Genomic DNA, 25,176 nt, shown 5'->3' with positions numbered 1-25,176 from the left:
CTAGGATTTCCCGGGGCAGGAGAAGCTGTTCATCTGCGACAGCCGCAGCGGGTTGTAGACGCTGTTGGCCGTCACCGCGAGCACCACCTTCTTGCCTTGCAGGTCGAAGGTCGCGTTGAACGACTCGGGCGTGCGCCCCGACGAGATCGAGGCCTTGTCGAACAGCCGGTGCAGCGCCCATGGCCCTTCGGTCACGATGCCGCCGGCCGGCGTGCCGTTGGCCACCGTGACCTGCAGCCGCACCTGGTTGCTGTTGCGCGGGCCGGGCCACTTGATGCTGCTGGGCGCCTGCGGGCCGTGCGCGTAGCGCACCGTCTGGCCGTCGATGTCCAGCGTGAACTGCGTGAGCGTGGCGTCCATGTCCTCGGGCCGGATGTCGAGCGTGAACGAGGGCGTGCGCCCGCCCGCCATGCCCGTGAAGAACACGTCGCGGATCGCCTGCGCCTTCTGGAACGCATCGAGGTAGGCCGAGCGCCCCGACGCGCTGCCGTCCACACCGCGCTTGAAGGTCCACGGGTTGACCGAGGTGTCGACCTGCGAGGCGAGGTTCTTTTGAAAGAAGTCGTCCATCATCCCGCCGGGCGCGAACAGCTGCGCGAAGTCGCCCGCCGCCACGTCGCGGTTGGAGCCGCGCGCGAACGGGTAGCGCCCCGCGATCGCCTGGCTGCAGAACTGCCCGATGGTCGCGGCCGCGTTCTGCCCGATGTTCTGCCGCGTCACCGCCGCGGCCTTCGACGACGCGGTGGCCGACAGGTCGTTCAGCATGCCCTGGAACGGCACCGGCAAACGCCCCGCTTCGGCCTGCAGCTTGGTCACGGCGTCGCCCGGTGGCGGGATGTTGCCGCTGCGCAGCGCGGTGTCGGTGGCGGTGAGGAAGGTGTACAGCTCGTTGATGAGCGCGGCCGTCTGGTCCAGCGGCGTCTGGCCGCCGGCCTTGGGCGCGGTCACCATGCGGCGCAGCGGCGCGAAGTGGTTGTCGACCAGCGACTCGGGCCGGTCGGGCGCGGTGTTGCGGCGCTGGCTGCCGTCGGGCTGGCCGATGAGCTGCTCGATGCGCTCGCGCGTGCTGGTCACGCGGTTCTGCGCCTGGTCGAGCAGGCTGCGCGTGGCCTCGTCGTGGTTGCGCAGCAGGTCGGTCTCGCGCGCCGCGCCGCGGATGAGGCGCGACATCGGCGACTCGCCGGTCGACAGCACGCGCGTCATCTGGATGCTCTGCAGCAGCGACTTGCTCTCGGCCAGCCGGATGTCGGCCAGGTACTCGTCCCAGGTGCGGATGTAGTCGCTGAGGTACAGGCGCCGCACTTCGCGCAGCAGCAGCTCGCGCGAAGTGATGTCGGCGATGCCCGGCGCGCGGATCTGCAGCACCCAGCGGTCTTCCTGCTCCAGCGCCAGCGTGGTCTCGGCCATGCGCTTGTCGAAGATGTCCCAGTAGCCGCGGTAGGTGAACAGCGTGGGAATGCCGTCGGTCAGCGGCTTGCCGCTGGCGCGCCGGACCACCAGCGCCGACTCCGCGCCGCCCGCCTCGGCGATGGTGAAGGCATTGGGCGCGCTGGTCTGCAGCAGGATGCGGCGCAGCCGCGCGTACGAGCGCTGCGCCAGCGGCACGCCGGCCAGGCGCTCGCGCGTCTGCGCGATGAGCTTGTCGTCCTTGGTGAAGGGCGAGCTCACGACGCGGTCGGCGAACAGCGTCTTCAGGTGCGCTTCGAGGTTCGTGCGCTGCTCGCGCGTGAGCGAGGCGCCGATCTTGCGGTCGACGTCGGTCAGCAGCCAGGCCTGCAGAAAGTCGGCGTCGTAGCGCTCGGGGTCGTACAGCATCAGGTAGGCCTTGAGCGCCTCGTAGCTGTATTCGGCGTCGGCCTTCGCGGCCTCGCGCAGCGACTGCTCCACGCGTTGCGCGGCCTGCGGCAGCAGCACGGTTTCCAATGCGCGCTGGTACACGCCGTCGGTCGCGGCCTGCAGCTTCTCGCCCTGGTAGAGCCCGAAGCGGTAGCCCACGGGCGGATCGCCGATGTCGAACTCGGCGGACTTCGGCAGGTCGCGCAGCCGGTCGAGGATGAGCAGCGAGCTCGCGATGTCGCCGCTCGAATCGACCACCGTCGGCAGCTCGCCGCGCGCGGCGGCCTTGTTGAAGGCCTTGGCGTTGCCGTCGACCTCGGCCACGTAGGCCTTGTTGTGGCGCCAGCTGTTGGCCCACGCGCCCAGCAGCACCACCGCGAGCACGCCGACCAGCGCGTAGCCCGCGAGGTCGATGGCGCGGCGCCGGCGGTACCAGCGCAGGTTGGTGCCGGCCACGCCCGCATCGCGGAAGATCACCTGCTGCAGCAGCTCTTTCAGGAAGTAGCTCTTGCCCGGGCCCGGCGGCGGCGCGGGCGGCGCGTTCACCTGCAGGTAGCGCTTGATGGCGCCCATCACGCGGTCGAAGGCCGTGCCCTCCTGCGTGCCGCTGGTGAAGTACACGCCGCGCAGCAACGGCGCCACCTCGAACTTCGACGGGTTGAACACGTCGGCCAGGAAGGTGCCCAGGATGTCCTCGAAGCTCGCGAACTGCTGCGGCAGCAGGTAGGCCTGCGCACGCCGCATCGGGTCGGGCTCGGTGGCCATCAGCTCGGGCAGGCGCTCGTCCAGGCGCTGGTGCAGCAGCTTGTATTCCTGGTGGAAGCGCTCGCGCAGGTCGGCCTTGGCCGGGTCGGCGGGGTTGCCCTCGATGGGGAAGGTGAAGCCCCACACCTGCTGGCGCTCGGCGCGGCCCAGCGAGCCGAAGTACTCGTTGAAGCCGGCCAGCAGGTCGGTCTTGGTGACCAGCACGTACACCGGGAAGTTGATGCCCAGGTCGTTGCGCAGCTCGAGCAGCCGCTTGCGCAAGGCCATGGCGTGACGCGCGCGCTGCGCGTCGTCGGCCAGCGGCAGGTCGGCGATGCTGATGGTGAGGATCGCGCCGTTGATCGGCTGGCGCGGCCGGAACTTCTTGAGCAGCTCGATGAAGCCCTTCCACTCGCCCTCGTCGGTCTCGCGGTGGCTCTCGTGCGTGGTGTAGCGCCCGGCCGTGTCGATGAGCACCGCCTCGTTGGTGAACCACCAGTCGCAGTTGCGCGTGCCGCCGATGCCGCGCACCGCGGCCTTGCCGAGCTGGTCGGCGAGCGGAAAGTCGAGGTCGGAGTTGACCAGCGCCGTGGTCTTGCCCGAGCCCGGCGCGCCGATGAAGATGTACCAGGGCAGCTGGTAGAGGTACTGCCGGTCGAACAGCGCGAAGCGCCCCGCCGCCTTGCCGCCGGGGCCCGGGCCGAAGCGCATGTTCTTCAGCACCGCGGTCGCGTCGGCAAAGCCGCTGTGCAGCTCCTTGATCTCGGGCGCCTCTTCGGGCTTGGCCTCCTTCGCCTTGGGCGACGGCGTGCGCAGCTGGTGCAGCAGCTGCGCGTTCAGGCGGCGCTCGCGCCACTTGCGGTAGGCCACGCGCACCAGCCACACGCCGAACATCAGCGCGATGACGACGATGCGCACGAACTCGCCTTCGAGCGGGCGGTAGCGGCCCACGGCGATCACCGGGCCGATGACCCAGATCAGGAACGCGAGCGCGACCAGCCCGAAGAAGACCCAGAGGTCGCGGCTGACGAGAAAACGGAAGAGCGCGCGCAGCATCAGCGGGTTCCTCCTTGTGGTGGTTGCTGCCGGGGTTGCGGCGCAGATCCCGGCACGGGCACGCCCGCCACCGGCGCCACCAGCAGCGTCACCTCGACACGCCGGTTGCGCGCGCGGTTGGCTGCCGAGTCGTTGGGCACCAGCGGATCGGCATCGCCGCGGCCTTCGGCGCGCAGGCGCTCGGGCCGGCTCAGGCGCGTGGCGATCATGGCCTTCACCGCATCGGCGCGCGCCTGCGAGAGCTGCCAGTTGGACGGGAAGCGCACGCTGCGGATCGGCTGGTCGTCGCTGAAGCCGCTGACCAGCACGTTGCCTTCCACCGCGTTGAGCGCGTCGGCCACGCGCGCGAGCACCGGCGCGTAGCGGTCGAGCACGCGGTCGGAGCCCGAGGCGAACAGGCCGTCGCCGCGCAGCACCACCACGCTGCGGTCGGCCTCGTCGCGCACCGTGAGCAGGCCGTCGCGGATCTCGGGCTCGAGAAAGCGCTGCAGGCGCGGCTGCGCCGCGGGCACCGCCACCGCGCGCTGCGTCTGCGGCAGGCGCACCGCGTTCACGGCCGAGAAGGCGCCGTCGGAATGGCCTGCGAGGTTGAAGGTGAGCACCGCGAACACCAGCACCAGCAGCACCGCCGCCACCGCGCCCACGGCCCACACCGGCAGCCAGTGGCGCGTGCGGCGCACGGGCGCGCTCGCGTCCTGCCAGTGCGGCGACAGCGGCGCCGCGATTTCGCCGCGCGCCTGCCGGATGATCTGCAGCAGCCGCTGCTTGAGCGTCTCGAGTTGCGAGCGGCCGTTGTCGATGACGCGAAAGCGCCCCTCGAAGCCCATCGCCAGGCAGAAGTAGATGAGCTCGATGAGGTGCAGGTGCTGCTGCGGGTTCTGCACCAGGCGCGACAGCAGCTGGAAGAACTTCTCGCCGCCCCAGGTCTCGTTGTGGAACATCACGAGCAGGCTCTGCGACGACCAGATGCTGCCGCCCCACGGCGTGAGCGCCGCGGCCTCGTCGACCGCGGTGCACAGGCAGTAGCGCGCGCCGATGATCACTTCGGGCGCGATGCCGGCCTGCTGCGCGCGCGTCTCGAAACGCCGCACCTCGTCGACCAGGTGTTCGCGCAGTTGCGCGGGCGACGGGTGGTGGCCGGTGGCGCGGATCTGCGGGATCAGGTCGAGCAGCGGATTGGCCGCCGCCACCAATGGGTTGTTGCCCGCCAGCGCCGTGTCGCCCGCATGCGGGCGCCGCGCGTCATGCCACGCGGTGAAGGCATCGGGCTGGGGTTGCTGCTGAGGTTGCGGCCCCGGGCCGCTGTGCGTGGTCGCGCCGCCGCCCGGATTGGGCGGCACGAAGCCACCCGGGCCGACGGCCATGTCATTGGCACCGTTCATAGGGTCCCTCACGGACGGATGGCCCAGAACTCCATGGCGAGCCCCGGAAAGTCGCCGGCCAGGTGCATGGCGACGCCGCCCGATTTCTCGAGCTGGCGCCACATGTCGCCGCCCTTGTCGAGTTCGAAGTAGTGGTAGCCCGCGTGGTACGGGATCTGGCGCGGCGCCACCGGCAGCGAGCGCACGACCACGCCGGGCAGCTGCAGCTGCACGAGGTCGCGGATGCGCTCGACCGAGCCGATCTTGACCTGCGTCGGAAAGCGCTGCTGCACGGCATCGGCCGGCAGGTCGGCATGCACCGCGAGCACGAAGGCCGCGTTGCGCACCAGCACCGGGTCGGGCATGCGGCCCACGCGCACGCCGTGGCTGCGCTCTTCGAGTTCGATGGCGATGGCGCTCTGCTCGAGCACCGCCGACAGCGAACGCCGCAGCTCTTCCATCAACGGGCGGATGCTCTCGTTGAGGTTGTCGTGGTCGTACACCGGCCACACCACCGGACGGCGCGTGGGCGAGGTGTGCGTGGCCAGGTCGCAGGCCAGCTTGAGCCAGTCGACGAACAGCGTCTCGGGATGCACCTGCACCGCCTGCTGCGCATGCCAGGTGAGCGCGAGGTAGCGGTTGACCAGCTCCAGCAGCAGGAAGTCGGAGACCTCGCTCACGCCGCCTCGCCCCGGCTGCGACAGCCGCGAGGCCAGTGCCTCGGAGCGCTGCGTGAGCAGGCCGTGCAGCTCGGCCGTCATGCTGCGCAGCATCGGGTGCGCCGAGGCGTCGAGCACCGGCGGGATGTAGTTGGCATCGACCACCAGCTTGTGGTCGGTGCGCCGCTCGATCACGCGCACCGCGCCGATGGCCTGCCATTCGGCCGTGAGCGACGACGCGCGCGCCAGCCGCAGGCGCGGCTTCGCCAGCTGCAGCACCGCGGGGCCGAGCGCCACCGCGTTGCCGTCGGCCACTTCGCGCTCGACCACGCCGAAGCGCGCGGCCGAGCCTTCGTCTTCCGAGAAGATCACCTCTTCGCTGCCGGGCCTGCGCAGCGGCAATGCGAGCACGATGAGTTCGTCGGTGAGGTCGGTGGGCACGTCGAAGGGCATCGGTGCGTCTTCGAGGCCGAACGAGAACGGCGTGCCGTCGGGCAGCACGCCCGCGCCGCCGAGCAGCGACACGCGCCCGAGCGCGAAGGCATCGCGGTCGATGTCCAGGTGCAGCCATCCCCAGTAGGCACCCTGCATGCCCGCGGTGCGGCGAGTGACGTACTGCTCGACATAGCGCTCCATCTGCTGGAAGTGCTGGGGCCGCAGGTACATGCCTTCGGACCACACCACGCGATTCGCCAATGCCTGAGATTGGGCGCCCTGACCGGCTGCGCCCGCGTTGCGAACTGTCACCAAAGAACCTCCTGGAGTGCTCACACGGAGGCGGGAAATGCGCTGTACAGCGGCTCCCCGCTCGATCTTCTTTCGCGTCTGATGCTACACGGCGCCTCTTGCGTTTTGCATGCCTTTTCAGAGGCGAATGCGCCGCACTTTCGTATTAGCGCGCGCTGAAACTTAACGACTTGGTAGCAGTTCGAGGCCGCTCTTGCGCACCGCGATGCGCACGCTCTGCTCGCTCGGCGAAAACTGCCACACCTTGTAAAGATTCGTTTGTTTCGGCTCCTTCAACGGCAACACGATGCGCCACCGCGCCGCTTCCAGCTTGCGATAGCCGGCGATGACGCCGATGGCGCGCGAGTCGAGGCCGGCCTCGCGCTTGAACACGCGTTCCTCGCCGCTGCGCAAGATGGCCTGGTCCGCGTTCACGAGCTCGGTCATGAGCGTCTCGCGGTCGCGGTCCTGCAGCGCGAAGTAGTCTGCCGTTTCAAAGTTGCCGGAAGATTTCAGTTCGAAGACCTTCACGAGAATCGGTGCGGCCTGGCCGCGACCATCGGGATTCACGCCGTCGTCGATGCGCACGGTGATGGCATACGGCGTGGGCATCGACTTCGCGGTCGATGCGCAACCAGCGAGGCCTGCGAGCAACGGCGATGTGGCCAATGCGCCTTGAATCAAGGTCCGTCGATGCATGAGATCTCCCTGAAAGCTTCGCGATCTATATTATCGAAACCATGCACGCGCACGGTGTGCATTGCGTGCTGTTGCATCGTGATGCAACAGCACGCCCTCTCTCACGCATTGCCTCTCGCGAAGTAGGAGAAAAGATTGAAGTCTTGCCTGCCTGTTCTGTCTTTTGCCTTCATGCTTGCGCTGTTGAGCGGCTGCCAGAGCACCCCGGATGCCTCACAGCAGCCCGAACGCCTGAGCCAGCAAGTGGCACGCACCACGCTCGAACGCGCGCAGCAGGCCTACGATGCGGGCGACTACGCCAAGGCCATCTCCACCTTGAAGAGCGGTGGCGTGTCGGTGTTCGACGGGGCCGAGCCCGCGACGCGGCTGGCCGCGCTGAAGCTCGAAGCCTTCAGCTACTGCGTGAACAACCAGATCGCGGAATGCCGCACGCAATTCCGCAAGCTCCTCGATGTGTTCCCGAGCTTCGACCTGAATGTCGCGGAACGCACCCACCCCGTGTGGGGCCCCGCGTTCGAGGCCGCGAAGAAGATGAAGCGCGGATGACACGCGGCCGGCCACGGCCGCGCAGTGCTCATGCCGCGACGAACATGGAGATGCCATGCGCTGGACAGTGATTGAACACGGCGGCATGCCCGTGGCCTCGGGGCCCTCGGCACTGCTCGCCGCCCCGGGCGGCACCATCGGCCGCAGCCCCGACAACCACCTCGTGCTGCCCGACGAACACCGGCAGATCTCGCGCCTGCAGGCCACCGTGCGCTTCGATGACGACGGCGCCGCCGTGGTGCGCAACATGAGCGCGGTGCTGCCCATCAGCGTGAACGGACGCACGCTGCGCCACGAAGAAGAATCGCGCGTCGCGCTGGGCGACCGCGTGACCATCGGCAGCTACGTGCTCGAAGCCGCGAGTGCAACCCAGGCCCCACCGCCGGCGATTGCCGAGGCGCCCATCACCGAGCCGCTCACGGAGCCACCGGCCGCACCGATCACCGAGCCGTCGCTGTCGCAGTTGGTGTCTGCCCCGCCTGCGGCATCGAACCTCGCGTCGGCCCCGTCGATCAGCGCGCTGCTGCCCACTGCAGCACCGGCCTCCGATGTCTTCGCGGACCTGTTCGGCGAAGGCGCGCTGCCTCTTGGCGATGCACCGCCCGAGAAGACGGTCGCGATGCCGACCTTCGCGCCGGCACCGGTGAATGCGCCGGCCCCTGCGCCGCTACCTGCACCACCACCACCGTTGTCTTCCCCTGCGGCAGCGACCTCCACGACCACGCAGGTGTCCGCGCAGATGCCGTCCGCCGCCGACTGGGACGCCATCCTCGCGAACGCACCGCGCCGTGCCGACGATGCCGCGGCGACGCCCATGCCCGACCCGCTGGCGCACGAGCCCTTCGCCCTGCCCTCGCAGGCGCAGCGCAACCCCGTCGATCCGCTCGCCGGTCTGGACCCGCAGGCGACGCAAGGCCTGTCGGACCTCGCGCTCAAGCGCAGCATGGACCCGCTCTCCTTCTTCGCCGAAGACCGCGGTGCGCCCTCGCCGCTGTCCGACCCGCGCCCCACGGCGCTGACGCAGGACAACCCGCTCGACGACGTGCACCCGGCCATGGATCTGATCGCACGGCCGCCGGCCGCGGCGTCGGGCCACAGCCTCGCGAACCATGCGCGCGAGATGACGTCGCAGTTCAATCCGCCGCAGCCGGTGGCGATCACGCCCTCGGTCGCCATGCCAGAGTCTGTGGAAGAGGCTGCACCTGTTGAAGAGGAGCCCGTTGTTGTCGCAGCGCCCGAAATTTCAGCCACGGTGGTGCAGCCCGCCGTGCTTGAAGAAGAAGCACCGCCTGCCTTGCCAATCGCGGCAGTCGCTGCGCCAGCGCCGACTTCACCACCCGCCCCCTCTTCCGGCGACGACCTGTTCAAGGCGTTCCTCGAAGGCGCCGGTGTGCCCGAGATCGCGGGCCAGCAGCCGCTCGATGCCGATGCGATGCGGCACCTCGGCCGGCTGATGCGCGCCTTCACCGACGGCACCATCGAGCTGCTGTCGTCGCGCGCCATGCTCAAGCGCGAGGTGCGCGCCGAGATCACCATGATCGTGGACGAAGAGAACAACCCCTTCAAGATCCTGCCCAACGGCCGTGCCGTGCTGATGCAGATGTTCGGCGCACGCATGCCCGGCTTTCTCACGCCCGAGGCCGCCGTGCACGATGCGCTCGGCGACCTGCAGTCGCACCAGCTCGGCATGGTCGCCGGCATGCGCGCTGCGCTGCTCACGCTGCTGCACCGCTTCGACCCGGGCGGTCTCGACAAGGCCACGCCGCACGACGGTGGGCTCGGCGAGAAGTTTCTGCCCGGCGGGCGCGAAGCTCGGCTGTGGCGCCAGTTGAAACAGCTGCACGCCCACACCACCGCCGCCGTCGAAGACGACTTCCAGGCCGTCTTCGGCCGCGCATTCCAGCAGGCCTACGACCGCGAGATGGAACGCTTGAAGGAGGCGCGCCGTGCTTGAAGCCACCCACGCCTTCGCGGTGCCCATCTCGACCTCGCAGTTCTCGTGCGTGGGCGAACGCAGCGGCAACCAGGACGCCATCGGCTACCACCTGGACGAACGCAACGCCTGCTTCGTCGTGAGCGACGGCGTCGGCGGCCACGCGGGCGGCGAGCTGGCCTCGCGCATCGTGGTCGACACCGCGCTCAACACTTTTGTCGACCACCCGTCCGTCGCGGCCGACGACATCCGCCATGCGGTGAAGGAGGCCAACGACGCCGTGCTCGCCAAGCAGCGCGAGCTGGCCGACCAGAGCCGCATGAGCGCGACCATCGTCTCGCTGTTCGTCGACCGCGCCACCGGCGAGGCCTGCTGGGCCCACGTCGGCGACAGCCGCCTCTACTGGTTCCGCCGCGGCGCGCTGATGCAGCGCACCGAGGACCACAGCCTGTCGGAACGCTCGGGCGAAGCCGCCGCGGGCCAGGGCGCCAACGGCGGCGAGCGCCTGGTGAAGAGCAACCTGCTGTACCGCGCGCTCGGTGCGCGTGCGACGGCGGAGACCTCGGTGTCGACACCGCAGCGGCTGGCCGATGGCGATGCGTTTCTTCTGTGCACCGACGGGCTCTGGCAGCTCATCTCGCAGCAGGTGATGGAACGATCGCTGCAGCTGGCCGACAGCGCGGAAGAGTGGCTCGCGCTGCTGCGCCGCGCGGCCGAGGCCAAGGCCGACAAGTCGCGCGACAACTACTCGGCGCTGGCGGTATGGGTGGGGTCGCCGCAGCAGGTGACGCTGGCGGGAGCGGCGGCCTGACCCTCCGTCAGGCCGCGGCCGAAGCGCTTCAGAACTTGAAGTTGAAGAACTTGAAGTGCAGGCCGGGGATGCACTCGAAGCCGATGATGTTCATGCGGTTCTGAATCGCCAGGCTGGTCAGCCGCGTGGCCGGCCCGCCGCGCAGCAGCAAGGTGAACGAGCCCGTGATGTGCCGCTGCACCTGCATGAACACCTGCGAGATGATGCCGCCCAGCACCCCCGGCTGGTCGAGCAGCGTGATGGGCGTCTTGGCGAAGAGGTTGTGCATCGGACCGCCGTACAGCAGGATGTGCCAGCACGCCGGAATGGTCATCGGCCGCAGGCCGAGGTTGAAGAACGGGAACGGGAACGGCATCTTGCAGACGTCCGGGAACGCCAGTGCGCCGCCCATCCATTGGTGTGTCGCCAACATCGTGTTTTCTCCTTGGGTTTGTTGTGGGGTGGGATGCGTCTGTTTCAGCCCATGTGGATCTGCCCGGCGTCGACCTTCATCAGTTCCTTGCCGGTGATCACCACGTGCTTGCCGTGGACGATGGCGGTCTCCTGCGCGCGCAGGTCGAGGTGGCCGACGCGCACCTGGTCGACGCCGTCGACGAAGCGCAGCGCGTTGCGCGCGATCTGCATCACGCGCTCGGCCACCGACTCGAACACCTGGCCGACCAGGCGCAGCCGGCCGACCGTGGCATCGAGCGCCTGCCCGGTGTAGCGCATCTCGCGCACGTCGCACTGCGCCTGTTGCGCATCGAGCGCCCATTGCGCGCCCTGCATCTGCAGCGTCGCCGCGCTGTGAAGGCGCAGGTCCGCGGCGCTTTCGATCGAGATCGCCCCCGCGGGCGCCGCCAGGCGCAGATCGCCGGGCGCCTCGATGCGGCTCACCGACGCGTCGGCCTGCTCGATGACGGCCAGGAGGTAGACGCGCCGGAAGTCCGGCCCCGACAGCAGCACGGTGTCGCCCGGCTGCGGCTGCAGCAGGCAGCTGGCGGCGCGGCGGCAGTGCCAGTTGGCGCCGTCTTCGGTGTGCACCTCGAACAGCCCGTCGGCATCGACGGACACCAGCTGGCCCAGGTGCTGGACCGGCCCGGACACTTCGACCGGTGTGCGCAGTGGAACGACTGTCATGGTGAATCTCCTTGTCTGATCTGCGGGAAGACCTGCGATGCGGCGCGTTGCTGCATTCGCCGTCACTGAACCTTGGACCACGTCTGCGCCTTGTGCAGCTCGGGATCGCTCTCGATGAGGCCCTTGCGCCTCGAATACCGCGCACCGTCCTCCACCGTGCGATGCACGCGCGTTCGCAGGAACTGCGCGTCGCGCAGGTCGGCATCGACGAGCTCGGCGTAGGAAAAATCGGCGTCGTGCAGGCTGGCCCCCCGAAAGCTGGCGCCCTTGCAGCGCGCCCGATGGAACACGCTCTCGTGGATGTGGGCCTCGCTGAGGTCCGCGCCTTCGAGCAGGGCTTCCACCCAGATGGCGCGATCGAAGCGTCCGCGCTGCAGGGTGGCGCCGCGCAGGTCCGCGGCCGGAAACAGCGCGTTGGGCGCATCCGCCTGCGCGAAGTTGGCCTGGCGCAGCGAGGCGCCCTTGAAGATGCACTGCACCAGGGCGGCGTTGCCGAAATCGACGTGGTCCATCCGGCTGTCGGTGAACACGCAGCGCAAGAACCGTTGCGCGGGAAAGCGCTGCTTCGTCAGGTCGCACTCGATGAACAGCGTGGTGTCGAAGCTCGCGCCCGCGAACACCGCCGTGGTCAGGTCCTGGCGATGGAAGGTGACCGAGTGCAGCGTGGAACCCGAGAAGTCGATCCCCTCCAGGCGGCACTCCGTGAAGGAAACCTGCTTGAAGTGGTCCGACCGCAGGCGGCTTTGCGTCAGCTCGCAGCGAAAGAACAGCGCGTTATCGACATGGGCTTCCAGGAAACTCGTCTGCGGCAGCGTCGATTCTGAGAAACGGGTGCCTTCGCACCGCGCACCGTCCAGCGTCGCCTGCGGCAGCCGGCAGCTGAAGAACTGCACGTTGTCGAGCGTGCTGCGCGACAGGTCCCCGCCGTCCAGGCGGCAGTGCGTCAGCACGCTGCCCTCCAGGTTGGCACCGGTGAAGCGGGCACCGCTGAAGTCGACGTGGTCGAGCATCGCGCCGGACAGGTCCAGCCCGCTCATGTCCCACCCCCGGCAGTCGGCGGTGCGGACCTGGACGCCATGGCGGATGTGGTCGAGCAGTTCATCGCGGGTCATGCGGTCGGCGCCTCGGGTCGACGCGCCGGCCATACCTTGGCATGCTTGGTGTAGGTGCCATCCATGCGCGTCGCGGGGTCGAACAGCACCTGGGACACGTCGGCGCGGAACAGGTTGGCGCGCGTGAGGTCGGCGCCGCGCAGGTCGGCCTTGGCAAGGTTCGCGTCGATCAGGTTGGCCTCGCGCAGCGACGCACCGGAAAAATTGGTGCGGATGAACAGGCTGTCGCCACCCACCATGCGGTCCAGCCGCGCATGGCTCAGGTCGCATTCCGACAGGTCGCTGTTGTCGATGCGCGCATCGCTCAGGTCGGCCTGCCGCATCGGCGTGGTCCGCAGGCCGCACTCCTTGAGAAGGGCCGAGTTGAAACGGGCCTGCGCCAGCGTGCAGCCGTGCGCGAAGCCGCTGCCTTCGAGGTGCGCGTTCGAAAAATCGACGCCGTTCGAACAGTCGGCGGTGACGAAGCCGCAGCGCTCCAGGCGCGCGCCCACGAAAGACACGTTCTGCAGGCGGCATTCGACCCAGGTCACCTGGTCGAAGCTCGCACCGTCGAAGCGCAGGTCTTCCAGCTTCAGGCGCAGCACGACCATCTGCTGCCAGTGCGAGCGGCTGAGGTCGCAGCGCTGCAGCGTCGCTTCGCCCAGTTGCGTCAGCTCGAAGCGCATGCCCACCATGCGGCAACCGTCGAAGCGCGTCTTGTCGCAACTGGCTTCCCGCAGCTCGGCCCCGTCGAAGACGGTCTGCTCGCAGCGGGCACTGCCCAGGTTTGTCTTGACGAGCTTCGCGCGCGCCATCGAGGCCTGGCTCAGGTCGGCCCGCACCAGCACGGCCTGCGAGAAATCGCAGTCGTCGAGCTGCGCGCCGCGCAAGTTCGTGTCCTGCAGCACGGCCTCCACGAAGCGTGCGCCGCGCAGGTCCATGCCGGACAGGTCGACGCCAGTGAGGTTGAGCCGCGAGAAGTCGCGCTGCGCCGGGTCCACGGCTCCGAGCCGCCGGCGCCACTTGGCGGAACGGAACGAGGGCGCCGGTGGCCGGGGACCCGACAGGTGGGCCGAATAAAGACCGGCCTGCTGCCGCAACGCCGACGCGGTGTCGGAAGGCGGCGGCACGGGCAGCACCAGCGCATCGTCTTTCTCGTCGCCGTCATCTTCCTCTGCCAGGGACGGCCCTGCGCCCAGCGCATCGAGGGCGAACACACCGGAGGCGTCCGCCTGCCTGGCGAACGCCTCCATCTTTGCCTTGGCGTCGCGGCCCTGCGCCTCCATCCGCTCCAGGTGCTCGACCAGGTCATCGACGTGCGGCGGAGGTTCCGGCGGGGCCAGCGCGGGCAGGTGTACTTCCGGGTCCAGGCCGCGTGCGCGCAGCTCTTCGCGCCGCCGCTCGTGATCGCGCTGCTGTCCCGCGCGCAGGTTGCGCACGAGCGGTTCGTTGACCGATGCCGGAAAGGTATCGGCCCAGTCGCTCAGCACCTCCGGGGGCGCCAGGTCCTTGTCGCGCATCGCGTGCAGGCCGCCGCGTTCGGGTTCCGAGCGCAGCTTGAGCACCGACTCGTAGTGCGCCAGGGTGGGCGGCGTGTCGTCCATGCGCTCCAGCGCTGCCATGCCCAGCGGCACGTCGGCCGCGTCGTCCTGCGTGACCGGGAACACGCCGTGCCAGATCAGCACCATCCGTTCAAGGTGCGGAAAGAACCAGACCGTGCTCAGGCGCAGCGGCACCTCGCGCAGCGCGGGGCCGCTGGGCGTGTGCTGCACGAAGCAGCGGGCCTGCCAGCGCGGCAGCTGCCCGCGCAGCACCGGAATGTCCGGATGCATGTTCCAGAGTTCGTAGGCCGCGCCGGTGGGCACTTCCTGCAGGCCTTCCCAGCGCTGATCGGCCGGTGCCGCATTGAAGTGGCGCCAGTCGGCGTCCTTGGCGAGACCCGGGTAGTCGTTCTCCAGCCATCCCTGGCCGTACTGCGTGCCCATCAGCGACGCGCGCTGCGGCCAGTCGGGCGGGATCGCGCCGAAGCCGGCAGGCGGCACGGCCTGCTTCGGCGACGTGGGCTGCCGGCCCGGCGTCTCGATGTGCGCGAGCCGCGTGGCGCGCACGCCGTTGACGAGCTCCTCGACCGTCCCCATGCCCAGCGGGTTTTCCGGCACGCCAGGGCCGCCGTAGGCATGCCGCCAATCGAGCGGCATCTTCTCGAAAGGCTGCGGCGCCGTGGCCCGGCGGTCGAGCCAGTAGCGGTCGCCGTGGACCGTGAGGGTTTTCTGCAGCCCGGCGATCTGCAGCTTCACCGCGCAACTGGTCTTGTCCTGCTGGTGGCTCGTGTAGGCGTAGCCGCTGACCAGCACCTCGGGCACCAGCTTGGGCACGCCCAGGTCCAGCACTGCGCCGGGGCCGATGAGTTCGGCCGTGCTTTTCCACAGCTCCTGCTCCAGCACCAGATGCGGGTTGTCGCCCAGGGTGCTCATGGCCATCACCGCGACCCCGAGGTGGTCGCTGCGCTGCCAGCGGTACGGATGCGTGAGCATGCTCAGGTGGATCGGCTTCACGGTCCTCAAGAGGCGGCTCCTTCGTCGATGCGCGGATCGGATTGGCTCACCCAGGCGACTTCCTTGCCGCCACGGCTGCCGCGGTGCAGCAGCACTTCGCGGCCGCGCGCGTAGCCCGCCATGTCGATCATGTCGACGGCCTGCTCCACCTGTGCGCGGCGTCGCTCGCCACCCGGCCCGTCGAACTCGACGACAAGCCGGATGACGTACTGGTTCAGCACCATCGTGTTGTCCGAGCTGGCTTCGACAATGCGCGCCGGCCGCGTGTCATGGGGTTCGGGCTTGCGGGACACCCAGAAGTGCACGCCCACGCACAGCAGTATCGTCAGCACGATCCCGCCGCCGACCACGGCCCCGAGCGTGAGATTCGCCGCCGTGGACGTCCCGGCGATGCGTGGAAAGATCAGGCCGACCAGCAGCAGCACCGCGATCGACGCGACGCACACCAGCAGCGTGATCCGGCGGGCCGTCATCACCAGTACGTGTACAGCGAGGAGGTCTCGTTGCGCCAGACGGCCCCGCCGAAGGCAAGCACGTCGAGCGCGATGTTGACACCCGACATGTTGAGCTTGGCGACCTTGATGTCCACCAGCGCCGTGGCGTAGTTGAAGGCGAGGACATAGGTCGACGAGATGTTGAAAGGCGCGGTGATGTCCAGCACGGTCGTCGCTTCCGTCCGAATCTCCGGCGCCTTCGAATGCACCTTGGTGTCGGACGAGGACTTGATCAGGTCCTTGGCGTGGGTCGTGACGTATTCGCCAGCCTCCGTGTTCACGCCTTTCTTGTACCTCACCTCGTTCTGGTTGGAGCTGTGGGTGATCTTGTCGGCTTCGACCAGCCAGTTCTTCCCCGGCGCCCTGAAGGTGATGTCCCCGCCTTCGGTTTCCACGGTGTAGTTGCCCTTGATGTTCGCCTTGTAGAAGCCGCCCGTCTTCAGGGTCGCGAACATGGCGACGTCCACCTCCCACCGGCCTTTGGTGGTCTTGAGAATCTTGCGGCCCACGGTCTCGGTGTGCGTTTCGGTGACCGTGAGGTCCTTCGTCCCGGTGACCGTTTCATTCAGGTGGGGTTTGATGAACCGGTCTTCGCCCGTGTCCACCGTGTCGTGCCGCTTGCCGGTCACGTGGATGGTCTGGTTGCCGATGACATCGACCTGCTGGTTGCCGCCATCCACCTTGATGAACTGGTCACCCCCGTTGACGGTGATCTTCTGCGGCCCGCCCTTGTTCACCGTCAGGGTGTGCGGGCCGTTGATGGTCTCGTCCAGCGAAGTGTCGCCCGTGTACTTGTCGGCCCCGTCGATGAAGGTGGTGCGCTCGCCCTCCACCGTGTGCGTCTCGTTGTTCTCCACCTCGATCGTCAGATCCTTCTGCGCATGGATCTTGATCGACTCGCACCCCGGGTCATCGTCGATGATGAAGTGGTTGGCCAGCTCGCCGTCGCCCTTGATGGTGCGGCTGATGAACCCGCTGACCGTCGCCTTGGCCGGCAATTCCAGCGGCGGCATCTGGTCCGCGTTGTAGACGCGCCCGATGATGATCGGCCGGTCGGGGCAGCCCGCGATGAAATCGACGATCACCTCCTGCCCCACGCGCGGATGGTTCACGGCGCCGAAATTGGAGCCGGCCCACGCGCTCGACACGCGCACCCAGCACGAGCTGTCTTCGTTGCGCTGGCCGTAGCGGTCCCAGCGGAACTGCACCTTCACGCGGCCGTACTTGTCGATCCAGATGTCTTCGCCGGGCGGCCCGACCACGGTGGCGGTCTGCGGGCCCTGGGTGCTCGGCACGCGCGTGATGCGGCGCGCGCGGAACGGGAACGAGGTGGGCTGCACGCCGAAGTGAAAGCTGTACTCGCCCGGCATGCCGCCGCTGGCGTAGCCGCCTTCGCGCAGGCTGTACATCACCGAGACGACGAGGTACTCGCGGTTGTCCTCGTTGCGCGGTGCGTTCTGCATGGTGAAGCGGTAGCCGGGCGCCATGCCGCGCACGTTGGTGTGGCCGGTGTCGACCTCGGCCTGGGCCTGCGCTTCCTCGAGGCGGATGCGCGCGTAGTGCTCGCCCTGCCCCGCGTCGCTGTAGCCGCCCATCCACTCGTACATCTCGTAGCGGCCGTGGTCGTTGCCGCGCGGCTGGCTGCGCGTGTTGAGCAGGTCGGCCCTGGGCTTCTTGAAGTCGAAGTCGTCGACCACGTAGGTGCCGGGGCGGATCTCCTCGGTCACCTCCCACTGGTCGATCACTTCGCGGCCGGGGTCGGTGGCGCGGTCGCTCGCGAGGTAGCCGATCTTCGAATAGCCGGGCAGCGTCTCGTGCGCGCTCATGTCGTCGGCGAGTACCAGCGTGTGCTGGTTCCTGTCGTGCTTGAAGTAGTAGTAGATGCCCTCGTGCTCCATGAGGCGGCTCACGAAGGCGAAGTCGGTCTCCTGGTACTGCACGCAGTACTCCCACTGGCGGTACGAGGCGCTGAGCTTCTTCTCGAAGGCGAAGCCGTACTCGCCCAGCACGTCTTCGAGGATCTCGACCACCGACTTGTTCTGGAAGATCTTGCAGTCGCTGGTGCGCGTGAGGTACCAGAGCCACGGCCGCACCGAAGCGCGGTACACGGTGTAGCGCGAGGAGCCGCCCTCGCGCCCGATCATGGTGAAGCGCGTGATCTGGCCGTTGAGGTAGCGCGGCGTGCCGCTCAGCGTTTGTATCTCCAGCGCGAGCGGCTTGCCGAGCAGGCCCTTCATGTCGACCGAGGTGTTCGGGCTCAGCAGGTCGACCTCGAACTCGAACAGCTGCGACAGCCCTTCGCTGCCGTGCATCGAGCGGAACAGCAGCTGTTCTTCTCCGAGCGGGGTGTGGGCTTTGACGACTCTGTCCATGCGGCTCTCCCTTGTGTCTACGCGGGGCGTTCTGAAAATTCGTACTGGAAGTCGTCGCCCGCTGCGCCCAGCTGCACGCCGGCGAGCTTGCGCGCACTGACGGTGGCGCCGATGACTTCCTCGCTCAGCCGGGGCAGGATGGTGTGCGTGAGGATCGCATCGATCATCCGGCCACCCGACTCTATGGCCGTGCAGCGGCGTGCGACAAGCGCGACGGCGCTGTCGTTGTAAGCCAATGCAATGCCGTGGTTGGCCTGCAGGCGCGCCGCGATGCGGTCCAGCTGCAGGCGAATGATCCGGTGCAGCGCATCGGCCTGCAGCGGGTAGTAAGGCACGACGACCAGGCGCCCGAGCAGCGCGGGCGCGAACACCTTCAGCAGCGGCTCGCGCAACGCGGCCGCCAGCGGCTCGGGGTCGGGACGCAACGTCGGGTCTTCGCACAGCTGCATGACGAGGTCGGTGCCGACGTTCGACGTCATGATGATCACGGTGTTGCGAAAGTCGATGTGGCGGCCTTCGCCGTCTTCCATCCAGCCCTTGTCGAAGACCTGGAAGAAGATCTCGTGCACGTCGGGGTGCGCCTTCTCGATCTCGTCGAGCAGCACCACGCTGTAGGGCCGGCGGCGCACGGCTTCGGTGAGCACGCCGCCTTCGCCATAGCCCACGTAGCCGGGCGGTGCGCCCTTGAGCGTGGAGACGGTGTGCGACTCCTGGAACTCGCTCATGTTGATGGTGACGAGGTTCTGCTCGCCGCCGTACAGCGCCTCCGACAGCGCGAGCGCGGTCTCGGTCTTGCCCACGCCCGAAGGGCCGCACAGCAGGAACACGCCGACGGGCTTGTTGGGGTTGTCCAGCCGCGCACGCGCGGTGCGGATGCGCCGCGAGATGGTCTCCAGCGCATCGGGCTGCGCGACCACGCGGGCCGACAGGATCTCGCCCAGGCGCAGCACCGACTGCGCGTCGTCGCGCACCATGCGGCCGATGGGAATGCCGGTCCAGTCGGCGACCACCGTGGCGACGGCCTGCGCATCGACGGCCGCGAGGATGAGCGGTGTCTCGCCTTGCAGCTTCACGAGCTGGTCTTGCGCTTCGTTGAGTTCGGCGCGGATGGCTTTGGGTGTTCGCTCGGGCTCGGCCGGCGCTTCCTCTTCGCGGTCATCTTCCGCTTCAGATTGCACCGGCACCGCCGCAGGCGACAGCAGCTTGCGCAGCGCGACGATGCGCTCGACCAGCGCCGCCTCTTCCACGCGACGCTGCTCCAGCAGTTCGAGCTCGGCCTGCGCGGCAGCCACCTGCGCCGCGATGTCTTCCACGCGCTGGTGCTCGCCGACCCCGATCGCCGCCTCGCGCCCCGCGATGCCGGACTCGATGCCCAGCACCTCGATGCGCCGCTTCAAATCTTCGAGCGCTGCAGGCAGCGCATGCTGGCTCAGCGCCACGCGCGCGCACGCGGTGTCGAGCAGGCTCACGGCCTTGTCGGGCAACTGGCGCGCGGGAATGTAGCGGTGCGACAGGCTCACGGCCGCTTCGAGCGCGGCGTCGAGGATGAGCACGCCGTGGTGTTTTTCCAGCTCGGCCGAGATGCCGCGCAGCATGACCACGGCCTTGGGCTCGGTGGGCTCATGCACCTGGATGGTCTGGAAGCGCCGCGTGAGCGCCGGGTCTTTCTCGATGTACTTCTTGTACTCCGACCACGTCGTGGCACCGATGGTGCGCAGCCGGCCGCGCGCGAGCGCGGGCTTGAGCAGGTTGGCCGCATCGCCAGTGCCGGCGGTGCCGCCCGCACCGACCAGCGTGTGCACTTCGTCGACGAACAGCACGATGGGCTTGGGGCTTTTCTCGACCTCGTCGATCACCTGGCGCAGCCGCTGTTCGAACTCGCCCTTCACGCCCGCGCCGGCCTGCAGCAGCGTGGGGTCGAGCACCCACAGCGACACGTCCTTCAGCGAAGGCGGCACGTCGCCGGCCGCGAGGCGCGAGGCCAGGCCTTCGACCACGGCCGTCTTGCCGACGCCGGCCTCGCCGGTGAGCAGCGGGTTGTTCTGGCGCCGGCGCATGAGGATGTCGACGATCTGGCGGATCTCGTCGTCGCGGCCGTACACGGGGTCGAGCTCGCCCGCGCGCGCCTTGGCCGTGAGGTCGCTCGCGTACTTGGCCAGGGCCGAGCCGCCGACTGCGGGCGCATCGCCCTGGTGCTGCGCCACCGGTGCGCCACCGCCCGCGTCCGACGCGGCGTCGTAGTCGTCTTCCGGCGAGCCTTCGGTCCACGCCGCAAGCTGCGCGACCAGCACGTCGGGCACGAGCTTGTCGAACTCGCGCGAGATGCCCGAGAGCACCTGGCGCAGGCCCGGCGTCTTCACGATGCCCGCGAGCAGGTAGGCGCCGCGGATCGACGTCGCCTCGAAGCGAAGGCTGGCATAGACCCACGCACGCTCCACCGCATGGTCGACGTGCTCGGAGATGTCGCTGATCGACGTGGCGCCATGCGGCAGGCGGTCGAGCGCACGCACGAGGTCCTGCTCGACCGCATCGAGGTTGAGCCCGGCGCGCTTGATGATGCGCAGCAGGTCGCTGTCCTGCAGCTGCAGGATCTGGTGCAGCCAGTGCACGAGCTCCACGTAGGCATTGCCGCGCAGCTTGGCGAAGGCGGTGGCGGTTTCCAATGCCTTGTAGAGCATCGGGTTCAGTTTCGAGAACAGAGAGACGCGGCGGATGTCGGTCATGAGGAAGCCGGTGCGTTGCGGGAAAAGAGCGCCTCGGGCTGGAACACCATGTCGCCGGCGTCGGTGTCGGACAGGCGGGTGCCGAGCCAGCTGCCCCAGCCCAGGCGCTGGTCGCTGCTCAGCCGCATGCCGCGCGCCTCGGGCTTGCTGAGCACCAGCCGCAGCTCCCAGGCGAATTCGATGCCGACGTACTGGCGCACCCAGTCGACCACCTGCTGCAGCCGCGGGCTGCCGGGCAGGAACTCGCGGAACTGCTGCTGCGACAGCGGGCCGAGTTCGAGCCTGAACTTGCCCTGCGCATCGCGCACCGCCAGGCCGATGGTGGCGCCGCTGCCCAGCCGGTGGTTGCGCCCGAGCAGGCCGATGCGGCTGACCTGGCGCTCGTCGATGTGCACCCAGTCGCTCACGAACTCGACCACGCGCACGGGCACGTCGAAGTACAGGCGAAGAATCTGAATCAGCCCTTCGGGGTTGCGCGTCTGGCGCACCAGGTGCCCCGCCATGTGGGTGCGCGCATGGTCGGCGATGCGATCGCGCGCCTTCAGGCCGGGCTGCCCCATGTTCATGAGGCTGGCCACGTAGTCGACAAAGCGGTGGCCGTCGGTGCGGTCCAGGCTGTTGACCGATTGCGCGTCGGCCCAGGCGCGGTAGAACAGCAGGATCAGCCGGTGATGGAACAGGTCGGCGAATGCGCTGAGCGTGTTGTCGGCATGGTGGCGCTTGCGCTCGCGCGCGTACTCGGTCAGGTGCAGCGGCAGCGGGCCGTTGGGGCCGAACAGGCCGAAGCCGTAGATCGAGATGCGCGGCGCGCCGTCTTGGTCGACCTCGACGCCCGACACGTTCGACGGCGCGAAGGCCATCGAGGGTTCCTGCCCCAGCCGCAGCGGCTCGTCGCGCGGGCGCGGCGCGCGGCCCAGCAGCGGGTGATCGCCCTGCGCGTCGAGCCGGCGCAGCAGCATGAACAGGTCGTGCTCGAAGGGCTGCTCGACGAGCCGGGCCCACAGCGCGGGGTCGGCCTCGGGCACGCCGCGACGCGGCGGGGCTTTCGCCTTCGCTTGCGCCGGGCTTCGCGCCTCGACGGCCGCTTCTTCGCGCGCCTCGGCCTCTGCCGGCAGCATCTGCAGCATGGCGTCGTCGGTGAGGCCGGTCGTGCTCATACGGTCGGGCGGCGTCCCACGCGCGGGGTCCAGCGCGCAATTTCGCCGCGCTGCAGGCTGGACAGCGCGAACTCGGTGAAGGCGTTGAGCGACACGTGCCGGCTGAAGAACTGCTCCAGCACGGCGCCGAACAGGTACGGGCTCGTGCCCGAGAAGGCGACCTCGTCGATCTGCAGCGCGATCTCCACGCCGCGCCCGAACACGATCGGCCCCGGCTCGGGCAGGCGACGGAACACGGGCGCCAGCGCCATCGAGCGCACGCCCTGGATCTGCCGGCGCACGGCCGGGTCGGCGAGGTTGCCGTACAGGTCGAGCATCTCGCGCAGCGCGGCGGCGCCCTGCGTGGCATCGACGTCGGTCAGGCTCAGGTAGTTCAGGCCCAGGTGGCTGATGAGGCGCCAGGTGAGCGCGCCTTCGGCCAGCGCCGGGTACGGCCGCGACGGCCCGCGCAGGATGCGCACGCCGCGCACCGGCGCCGACACGCGCAGCGTGAAGTCCGATTCGAGCCCGGTGGGCAGCAGCAGCGGCAGGTCGCGGTTGGTGCACAGCGCGTCGATGGTGATGTGGCGCAGGCTGTGCGGGAACGGCGCGTCGTGCTGGTCGACCAGCGACACGTACACCTCGCTGCCGGTGTAGCTGGTGCGCGTGCCCTGCGCGCGTGCGCGGTCGGACACCAGGCGCGGCTCGCGGCGCAGCGAGAAGTAGGCGCCGAAGTCGCCGTCGTCGGACGCGAACGAACCGAGGAAGGGCCGGAACTCGCGCTCTTCGGAGCCGTTGGCCATGTGGCCCGTGACGCGCTCGACGGTGAAGATCTCGAAATCGCGCGGGCGCGTGCGGTCGATCACCGCATGGTGCTCATGCTGGCCGGGCCCGACCGGGATGCGGTCGCTGCGGCGCGGCACGAGGTTGATGATGGGCGTGCAGAACAGCGAGAAGTGCCTGGCATCGACCAGCCGCTCCAGGTCGGCGTCGGCGCGGTCGAGCAGGATCACGATCTCCATCGTGGTGCCGCCGATGGCCGAGGCCGCCGCGCGCAGGTGCTTCACGCTGAAGAACAGGTAGCGCTCGGGAAAGGCGAAGTACTCGTGCAGCAGGCGGTAGCCCTGGAACGAGCGTGCGTCGTAGGGCAGCAGCGACTGCTCGGGGTCGAAGCCCTCGTGGCGGATCGCCTCGTCGCCCAGCGGCACGATGCGCGCCGTGCTGCCGGGGCCGGCGCGGCACACGGTGGCCACGCTGTGGTGAGCGACCAGTTCGAGCACGCGCAGCGCGTGCAGCTCCGCGCCCGAGAGAAAGAACTCGAGCCGATCGAGCGGCATCTCCGAAAAGCGCGCGCCGCCCACCGCCTCGAGCTTGATGGTGATGGCACTCTTCGCCTGACGCGCCGCCATCGGCAGCGCATGCGCGATCTCGGCCGGCACGGGCCCCAGGCTGGCCTCCGCGATCTTGATGGGCCACAGCGTGACGGCATGGCCCGTGCGGAACTCGCAGGCCGTCTGCTCGCCCTTGATCATGCGACCGCGCAGGAGCGTGTGGCGCGGCAGCTCGTAGCCCGCCTTCAGCGAGCCCTCGTTGAGGTTGCCGTCGATCTGCACCACGGCCATCGCGGGCAGCGGCGCGAGGAAGTTGGGGTACACCACCTCGAGCAGACGCTGCGAGAAGCGCGGAAACTCCGCGTCCATCTTGAGCTGGATGCGCGCCGTGAGAAAGCTGAAGCCTTCGAGCAGGCGCTCCACGTACGGGTCGCTGACCTCGATGCCGCGCATGCCCAGGCGGCCCGCGATCTTGGGGTAGCGCTGCGCGAACTCGGCCCCGAGCTCGTGCATGTAGGTGAGTTCGCGGTTGTAGTAGTCGAGGAGCTTGGCGTCCATCACAGCCCTCCCGTCGGCCGCAGCACCATGTGCCCGCTCTCGAGGTCGAGCTCGGAGCGCAGGATGAACTCGATGGGATACGGCACCGACCACAGCGTGCCGCGGATCTCCAGCGCGAGCAGGTTGTGGTGCTCCAGGTCGGTCGCATCGGTCACGCAGCGCACGTCGATGCTGTCCTTCATGATGCGCGGCTCGAAGTCGATGATGGCCGCGCGGATGGCCGCTTCGACATCGGCGAAGTCGACCTCCGACATGCGCCCGCCGGCCCAGCCGCGCACGCCGTAGTTCACCACCGAGCCGCGTGCGCGCGGCATGCCGTTGATGCGGTGGTCGGCGCCGAAGTTGGTGGTGTTGAGCAGCCACTGCAGGTCGCGCAGCACCGAGTCGCGCAGCAGCTTGCCGCTCATGAGGAAGGCGCCTGCGCGCTCCTGACCGTTCTGCGGCGCCTTGTCGGTGAGGCGATCGAGCAGCACCGGCTGCAGGCGGTCGCGTGCGACGCTTTCCTGGTGGGTGTCGCCGTCGATGTCGGTGGTGACGGCGGGTGTCATGCGGCCGCGCCTTCCGTCGCTGCGGCTTCGAACTCGATGCGCCGCAGGTCGAGCAGCGAGTGATCGCCGGCCTCGCTGATCAGCGTGCGCTGGCCGATGCCCGCGAACTGGTCGTCGCCCACGAGCGGTTGCCAGTCGGTGCGGCGGCCCAGCGCGGTCTCGTCGTCCAGGCTGTCGAGCGCGCCCGGGTAGCGCACCGGCACGAGGCCGTTGAGGCCGCGCCCGTCGTGCAGTTCGATCTCGGCCGGCGCCCACAGCAGGTCGACCAGGTGCTGCGGGCGCGAGAACTTGATGCGGCGCACCGCCGGCAGCGGCAGCCACGCATAGCCCGAGGGCGTGAACAGTTCGAGCACGGCGCCGATGCGCGCGTCGCCGTCGCACAGCCAGGCGAAGTCGCTGTGCGCCGCGGGCTCGCCGTCGAGCGCCTGCACGGCCCGCGCATCGGAGCGGTCGACGGTGGTCAGCGTGCCCTGCAGCGCCGGCGCCGCATCGCGCGCGGCCTCGCGCAGCGCGGCGGCCTCGTCGGCACGTTCGGCGGGCAACACGGCGGCGCCGAGCAGCTGCTCGACCCAGTCGGCATTGCCCGAGACGATGGCCGGCGTGCGTCCGCCGCCGGCCCAGAAGTCGGAGCGCTCGCGCTCGCCCCGCAGGGCCATCGCGCAGGTGACGCTGGCCGGCGTGAACGTGGGGTCGAGCTTCGTGGCGAGCTTGAGCTGGTCTTCGGCCCGCTGCCATTCGCCGCGCAGCGCGAGGAAGTGGCACAGGGCAAGGCGCAGGCCGGCATTCTGGGGACTGGCGCGGATCTGCCGCTGTACCCATTCGGTGTGCTCGGCCACGGAGCGCTCGCCCAGCACTGCAAACCCATCGCCCATGAAACT

At 69.0% G+C, this 25,176-nt stretch carries 18 protein-coding genes; 3 read left to right on the top strand and 15 right to left on the bottom strand.

The genetic code is table 11. The features are described 5' to 3' along the window. From tssM to tssJ, 4 genes are all read right to left on the bottom strand, one after another. Nucleotides 1-3,636 carry a type VI secretion system membrane subunit TssM gene (tssM, locus tag AC07Y4_RS12465; RefSeq protein ID WP_159273468.1) on the bottom strand — a complete coding sequence of 1,212 codons (3,636 nt, stop codon included), beginning with the start codon at nucleotides 3,634-3,636 and terminating at the stop codon, nucleotides 1-3. Beyond that, on the bottom strand, nucleotides 3,636-5,018 hold the full coding sequence (locus tag AC07Y4_RS12460; RefSeq protein WP_369645871.1) for a DotU family type VI secretion system protein: 1,383 nt from the start codon (nucleotides 5,016-5,018) through the stop codon (nucleotides 3,636-3,638). The genes tssM and AC07Y4_RS12460 overlap by 1 nt, the downstream gene beginning before the upstream one ends. An 8-nt stretch (nucleotides 5,019-5,026) precedes the next feature. Then, a complete protein-coding gene (tssK, locus tag AC07Y4_RS12455) occupies nucleotides 5,027-6,322 on the bottom strand; it encodes a type VI secretion system baseplate subunit TssK (RefSeq protein ID WP_235926916.1) in 1,296 nt (431 codons plus the stop codon). Nucleotides 6,323-6,565: 243 nt separating this feature from the next. After that, nucleotides 6,566-7,081 carry a type VI secretion system lipoprotein TssJ gene (tssJ, locus tag AC07Y4_RS12450; RefSeq protein ID WP_062473939.1) on the bottom strand — a complete coding sequence of 172 codons (516 nt, stop codon included), beginning with the start codon at nucleotides 7,079-7,081 and terminating at the stop codon, nucleotides 6,566-6,568. Nucleotides 7,082-7,252: 171 nt separating this feature from the next. Here tssJ and AC07Y4_RS12445 point away from each other — a divergent pair, with 171 nt between their 5' ends. Genes AC07Y4_RS12445 through AC07Y4_RS12435 form a run of 3 tightly spaced genes read left to right on the top strand, consistent with a single transcriptional unit; the run spans nucleotide 7,253 to nucleotide 10,371 of the window. After that, on the top strand, nucleotides 7,253-7,627 hold the full coding sequence (locus AC07Y4_RS12445; protein WP_223301458.1) for a TssQ family T6SS-associated lipoprotein: 375 nt from the start codon (nucleotides 7,253-7,255) through the stop codon (nucleotides 7,625-7,627). A 55-nt stretch (nucleotides 7,628-7,682) separates the two neighbouring features. Continuing rightward, nucleotides 7,683-9,581 carry a type VI secretion system-associated FHA domain protein TagH gene (gene tagH / locus AC07Y4_RS12440; protein ID WP_487848870.1) on the top strand — a complete coding sequence of 633 codons (1,899 nt, stop codon included), beginning with the start codon at nucleotides 7,683-7,685 and terminating at the stop codon, nucleotides 9,579-9,581. Next, nucleotides 9,574-10,371, top strand: a complete 798-nt coding sequence (locus AC07Y4_RS12435; RefSeq protein WP_487848871.1) for a PP2C family protein-serine/threonine phosphatase — start codon at nucleotides 9,574-9,576, stop codon at nucleotides 10,369-10,371. The genes tagH and AC07Y4_RS12435 overlap by 8 nt, the downstream gene beginning before the upstream one ends. Nucleotides 10,372-10,399: 28 nt before the next feature. On the opposite strand, the gene AC07Y4_RS12430 is transcribed toward AC07Y4_RS12435, so the two are convergent. From AC07Y4_RS12430 to AC07Y4_RS12380, 11 genes are all read right to left on the bottom strand, one after another. Further along, nucleotides 10,400-10,783, bottom strand: coding sequence for a DUF4150 domain-containing protein (locus AC07Y4_RS12430; protein ID WP_354345219.1), 384 nt, complete (start codon nucleotides 10,781-10,783; stop codon nucleotides 10,400-10,402). A gap of 44 nt (nucleotides 10,784-10,827) precedes the next feature. Further along, nucleotides 10,828-11,490, bottom strand: a complete 663-nt coding sequence (locus AC07Y4_RS12425) for a DUF3540 domain-containing protein (protein ID WP_487848872.1) — start codon at nucleotides 11,488-11,490, stop codon at nucleotides 10,828-10,830. A gap of 62 nt (nucleotides 11,491-11,552) precedes the next feature. Beyond that, a complete protein-coding gene (locus AC07Y4_RS12420; RefSeq protein WP_487848873.1) occupies nucleotides 11,553-12,602 on the bottom strand; it encodes a pentapeptide repeat-containing protein in 1,050 nt (349 codons plus the stop codon). After that, on the bottom strand, nucleotides 12,599-15,136 hold the full coding sequence (locus AC07Y4_RS12415) for a DUF2169 family type VI secretion system accessory protein (protein WP_495274582.1): 2,538 nt from the start codon (nucleotides 15,134-15,136) through the stop codon (nucleotides 12,599-12,601). Before AC07Y4_RS12415 ends, AC07Y4_RS12420 begins: the two co-directional genes overlap by 4 nt. A 5-nt stretch (nucleotides 15,137-15,141) precedes the next feature. Next, nucleotides 15,142-15,609, bottom strand: a complete 468-nt coding sequence (locus AC07Y4_RS12410) for a hypothetical protein (RefSeq protein ID WP_095743171.1) — start codon at nucleotides 15,607-15,609, stop codon at nucleotides 15,142-15,144. After that, on the bottom strand, nucleotides 15,609-18,002 hold the full coding sequence (locus AC07Y4_RS12405) for a type VI secretion system Vgr family protein (RefSeq protein ID WP_487848874.1): 2,394 nt from the start codon (nucleotides 18,000-18,002) through the stop codon (nucleotides 15,609-15,611). Before AC07Y4_RS12405 ends, AC07Y4_RS12410 begins: the two co-directional genes overlap by 1 nt. Before the next feature lie 17 nt (nucleotides 18,003-18,019). Then, nucleotides 18,020-20,725, bottom strand: a complete 2,706-nt coding sequence (tssH, locus tag AC07Y4_RS12400; RefSeq protein WP_487848875.1) for a type VI secretion system ATPase TssH — start codon at nucleotides 20,723-20,725, stop codon at nucleotides 18,020-18,022. Further along, complete coding sequence (tssG, locus tag AC07Y4_RS12395; RefSeq protein ID WP_487848876.1) at nucleotides 20,722-21,882, bottom strand: type VI secretion system baseplate subunit TssG; 1,161 nt, start codon at nucleotides 21,880-21,882, stop codon at nucleotides 20,722-20,724. Before tssG ends, tssH begins: the two co-directional genes overlap by 4 nt. After that, nucleotides 21,879-23,750, bottom strand: coding sequence for a type VI secretion system baseplate subunit TssF (tssF, locus tag AC07Y4_RS12390; protein ID WP_062473958.1), 1,872 nt, complete (start codon nucleotides 23,748-23,750; stop codon nucleotides 21,879-21,881). Before tssF ends, tssG begins: the two co-directional genes overlap by 4 nt. After that, the gene (gene tssE, locus AC07Y4_RS12385) at nucleotides 23,750-24,298 is read right to left on the bottom strand and encodes a type VI secretion system baseplate subunit TssE (RefSeq protein WP_487848877.1); all 549 of its coding nucleotides are present in this window, start codon (nucleotides 24,296-24,298) and stop codon (nucleotides 23,750-23,752) included. Before tssE ends, tssF begins: the two co-directional genes overlap by 1 nt. Then, nucleotides 24,295-25,170, bottom strand: a complete 876-nt coding sequence (locus AC07Y4_RS12380) for a type VI secretion system accessory protein TagJ (RefSeq protein WP_487848878.1) — start codon at nucleotides 25,168-25,170, stop codon at nucleotides 24,295-24,297. Before AC07Y4_RS12380 ends, tssE begins: the two co-directional genes overlap by 4 nt. Nucleotides 25,171-25,176: the final 6 nt, after the last annotated feature.

This window comes from Variovorax sp. GW460-12-1-14-LB1 (assembly GCF_059423605.1).
This window is presented reverse-complemented; position numbering and strand designations above follow the sequence as displayed.

Excerpts from the sequence above, each read along its gene's own strand:
- AC07Y4_RS12460 (WP_369645871.1), bottom strand. The coding sequence starts at position 5,018 with ATGAACGGTGCCAATGACATGGCCGTCGGCCCGGGTGGCTTCGTGCCG.
- tssE (WP_487848877.1), bottom strand. The coding sequence starts at position 24,298 with ATGACACCCGCCGTCACCACCGACATCGACGGCGACACCCACCAGGAA.
- tssF (WP_062473958.1), bottom strand. The coding sequence starts at position 23,750 with ATGGACGCCAAGCTCCTCGACTACTACAACCGCGAACTCACCTACATG.
- AC07Y4_RS12410 (WP_095743171.1), bottom strand. The coding sequence starts at position 15,609 with ATGACGGCCCGCCGGATCACGCTGCTGGTGTGCGTCGCGTCGATCGCG.
- tssG (WP_487848876.1), bottom strand. The coding sequence starts at position 21,882 with ATGAGCACGACCGGCCTCACCGACGACGCCATGCTGCAGATGCTGCCG.
- AC07Y4_RS12425 (WP_487848872.1), bottom strand. The coding sequence starts at position 11,490 with ATGACAGTCGTTCCACTGCGCACACCGGTCGAAGTGTCCGGGCCGGTC.
- AC07Y4_RS12430 (WP_354345219.1), bottom strand. The coding sequence starts at position 10,783 with ATGTTGGCGACACACCAATGGATGGGCGGCGCACTGGCGTTCCCGGAC.
- AC07Y4_RS12405 (WP_487848874.1), bottom strand. The coding sequence starts at position 18,002 with ATGGACAGAGTCGTCAAAGCCCACACCCCGCTCGGAGAAGAACAGCTG.
- tssK (WP_235926916.1), bottom strand. The coding sequence starts at position 6,322 with ATGTACCTGCGGCCCCAGCACTTCCAGCAGATGGAGCGCTATGTCGAG.
- tssM (WP_159273468.1), bottom strand. The coding sequence starts at position 3,636 with ATGCTGCGCGCGCTCTTCCGTTTTCTCGTCAGCCGCGACCTCTGGGTC.
- AC07Y4_RS12420 (WP_487848873.1), bottom strand. The coding sequence starts at position 12,602 with ATGACCCGCGATGAACTGCTCGACCACATCCGCCATGGCGTCCAGGTC.
- tagH (WP_487848870.1), top strand. The coding sequence starts at position 7,683 with ATGCGCTGGACAGTGATTGAACACGGCGGCATGCCCGTGGCCTCGGGG.
- tssJ (WP_062473939.1), bottom strand. The coding sequence starts at position 7,081 with ATGCATCGACGGACCTTGATTCAAGGCGCATTGGCCACATCGCCGTTG.
- AC07Y4_RS12445 (WP_223301458.1), top strand. The coding sequence starts at position 7,253 with ATGCTTGCGCTGTTGAGCGGCTGCCAGAGCACCCCGGATGCCTCACAG.
- AC07Y4_RS12380 (WP_487848878.1), bottom strand. The coding sequence starts at position 25,170 with ATGGGCGATGGGTTTGCAGTGCTGGGCGAGCGCTCCGTGGCCGAGCAC.
- tssH (WP_487848875.1), bottom strand. The coding sequence starts at position 20,725 with ATGACCGACATCCGCCGCGTCTCTCTGTTCTCGAAACTGAACCCGATG.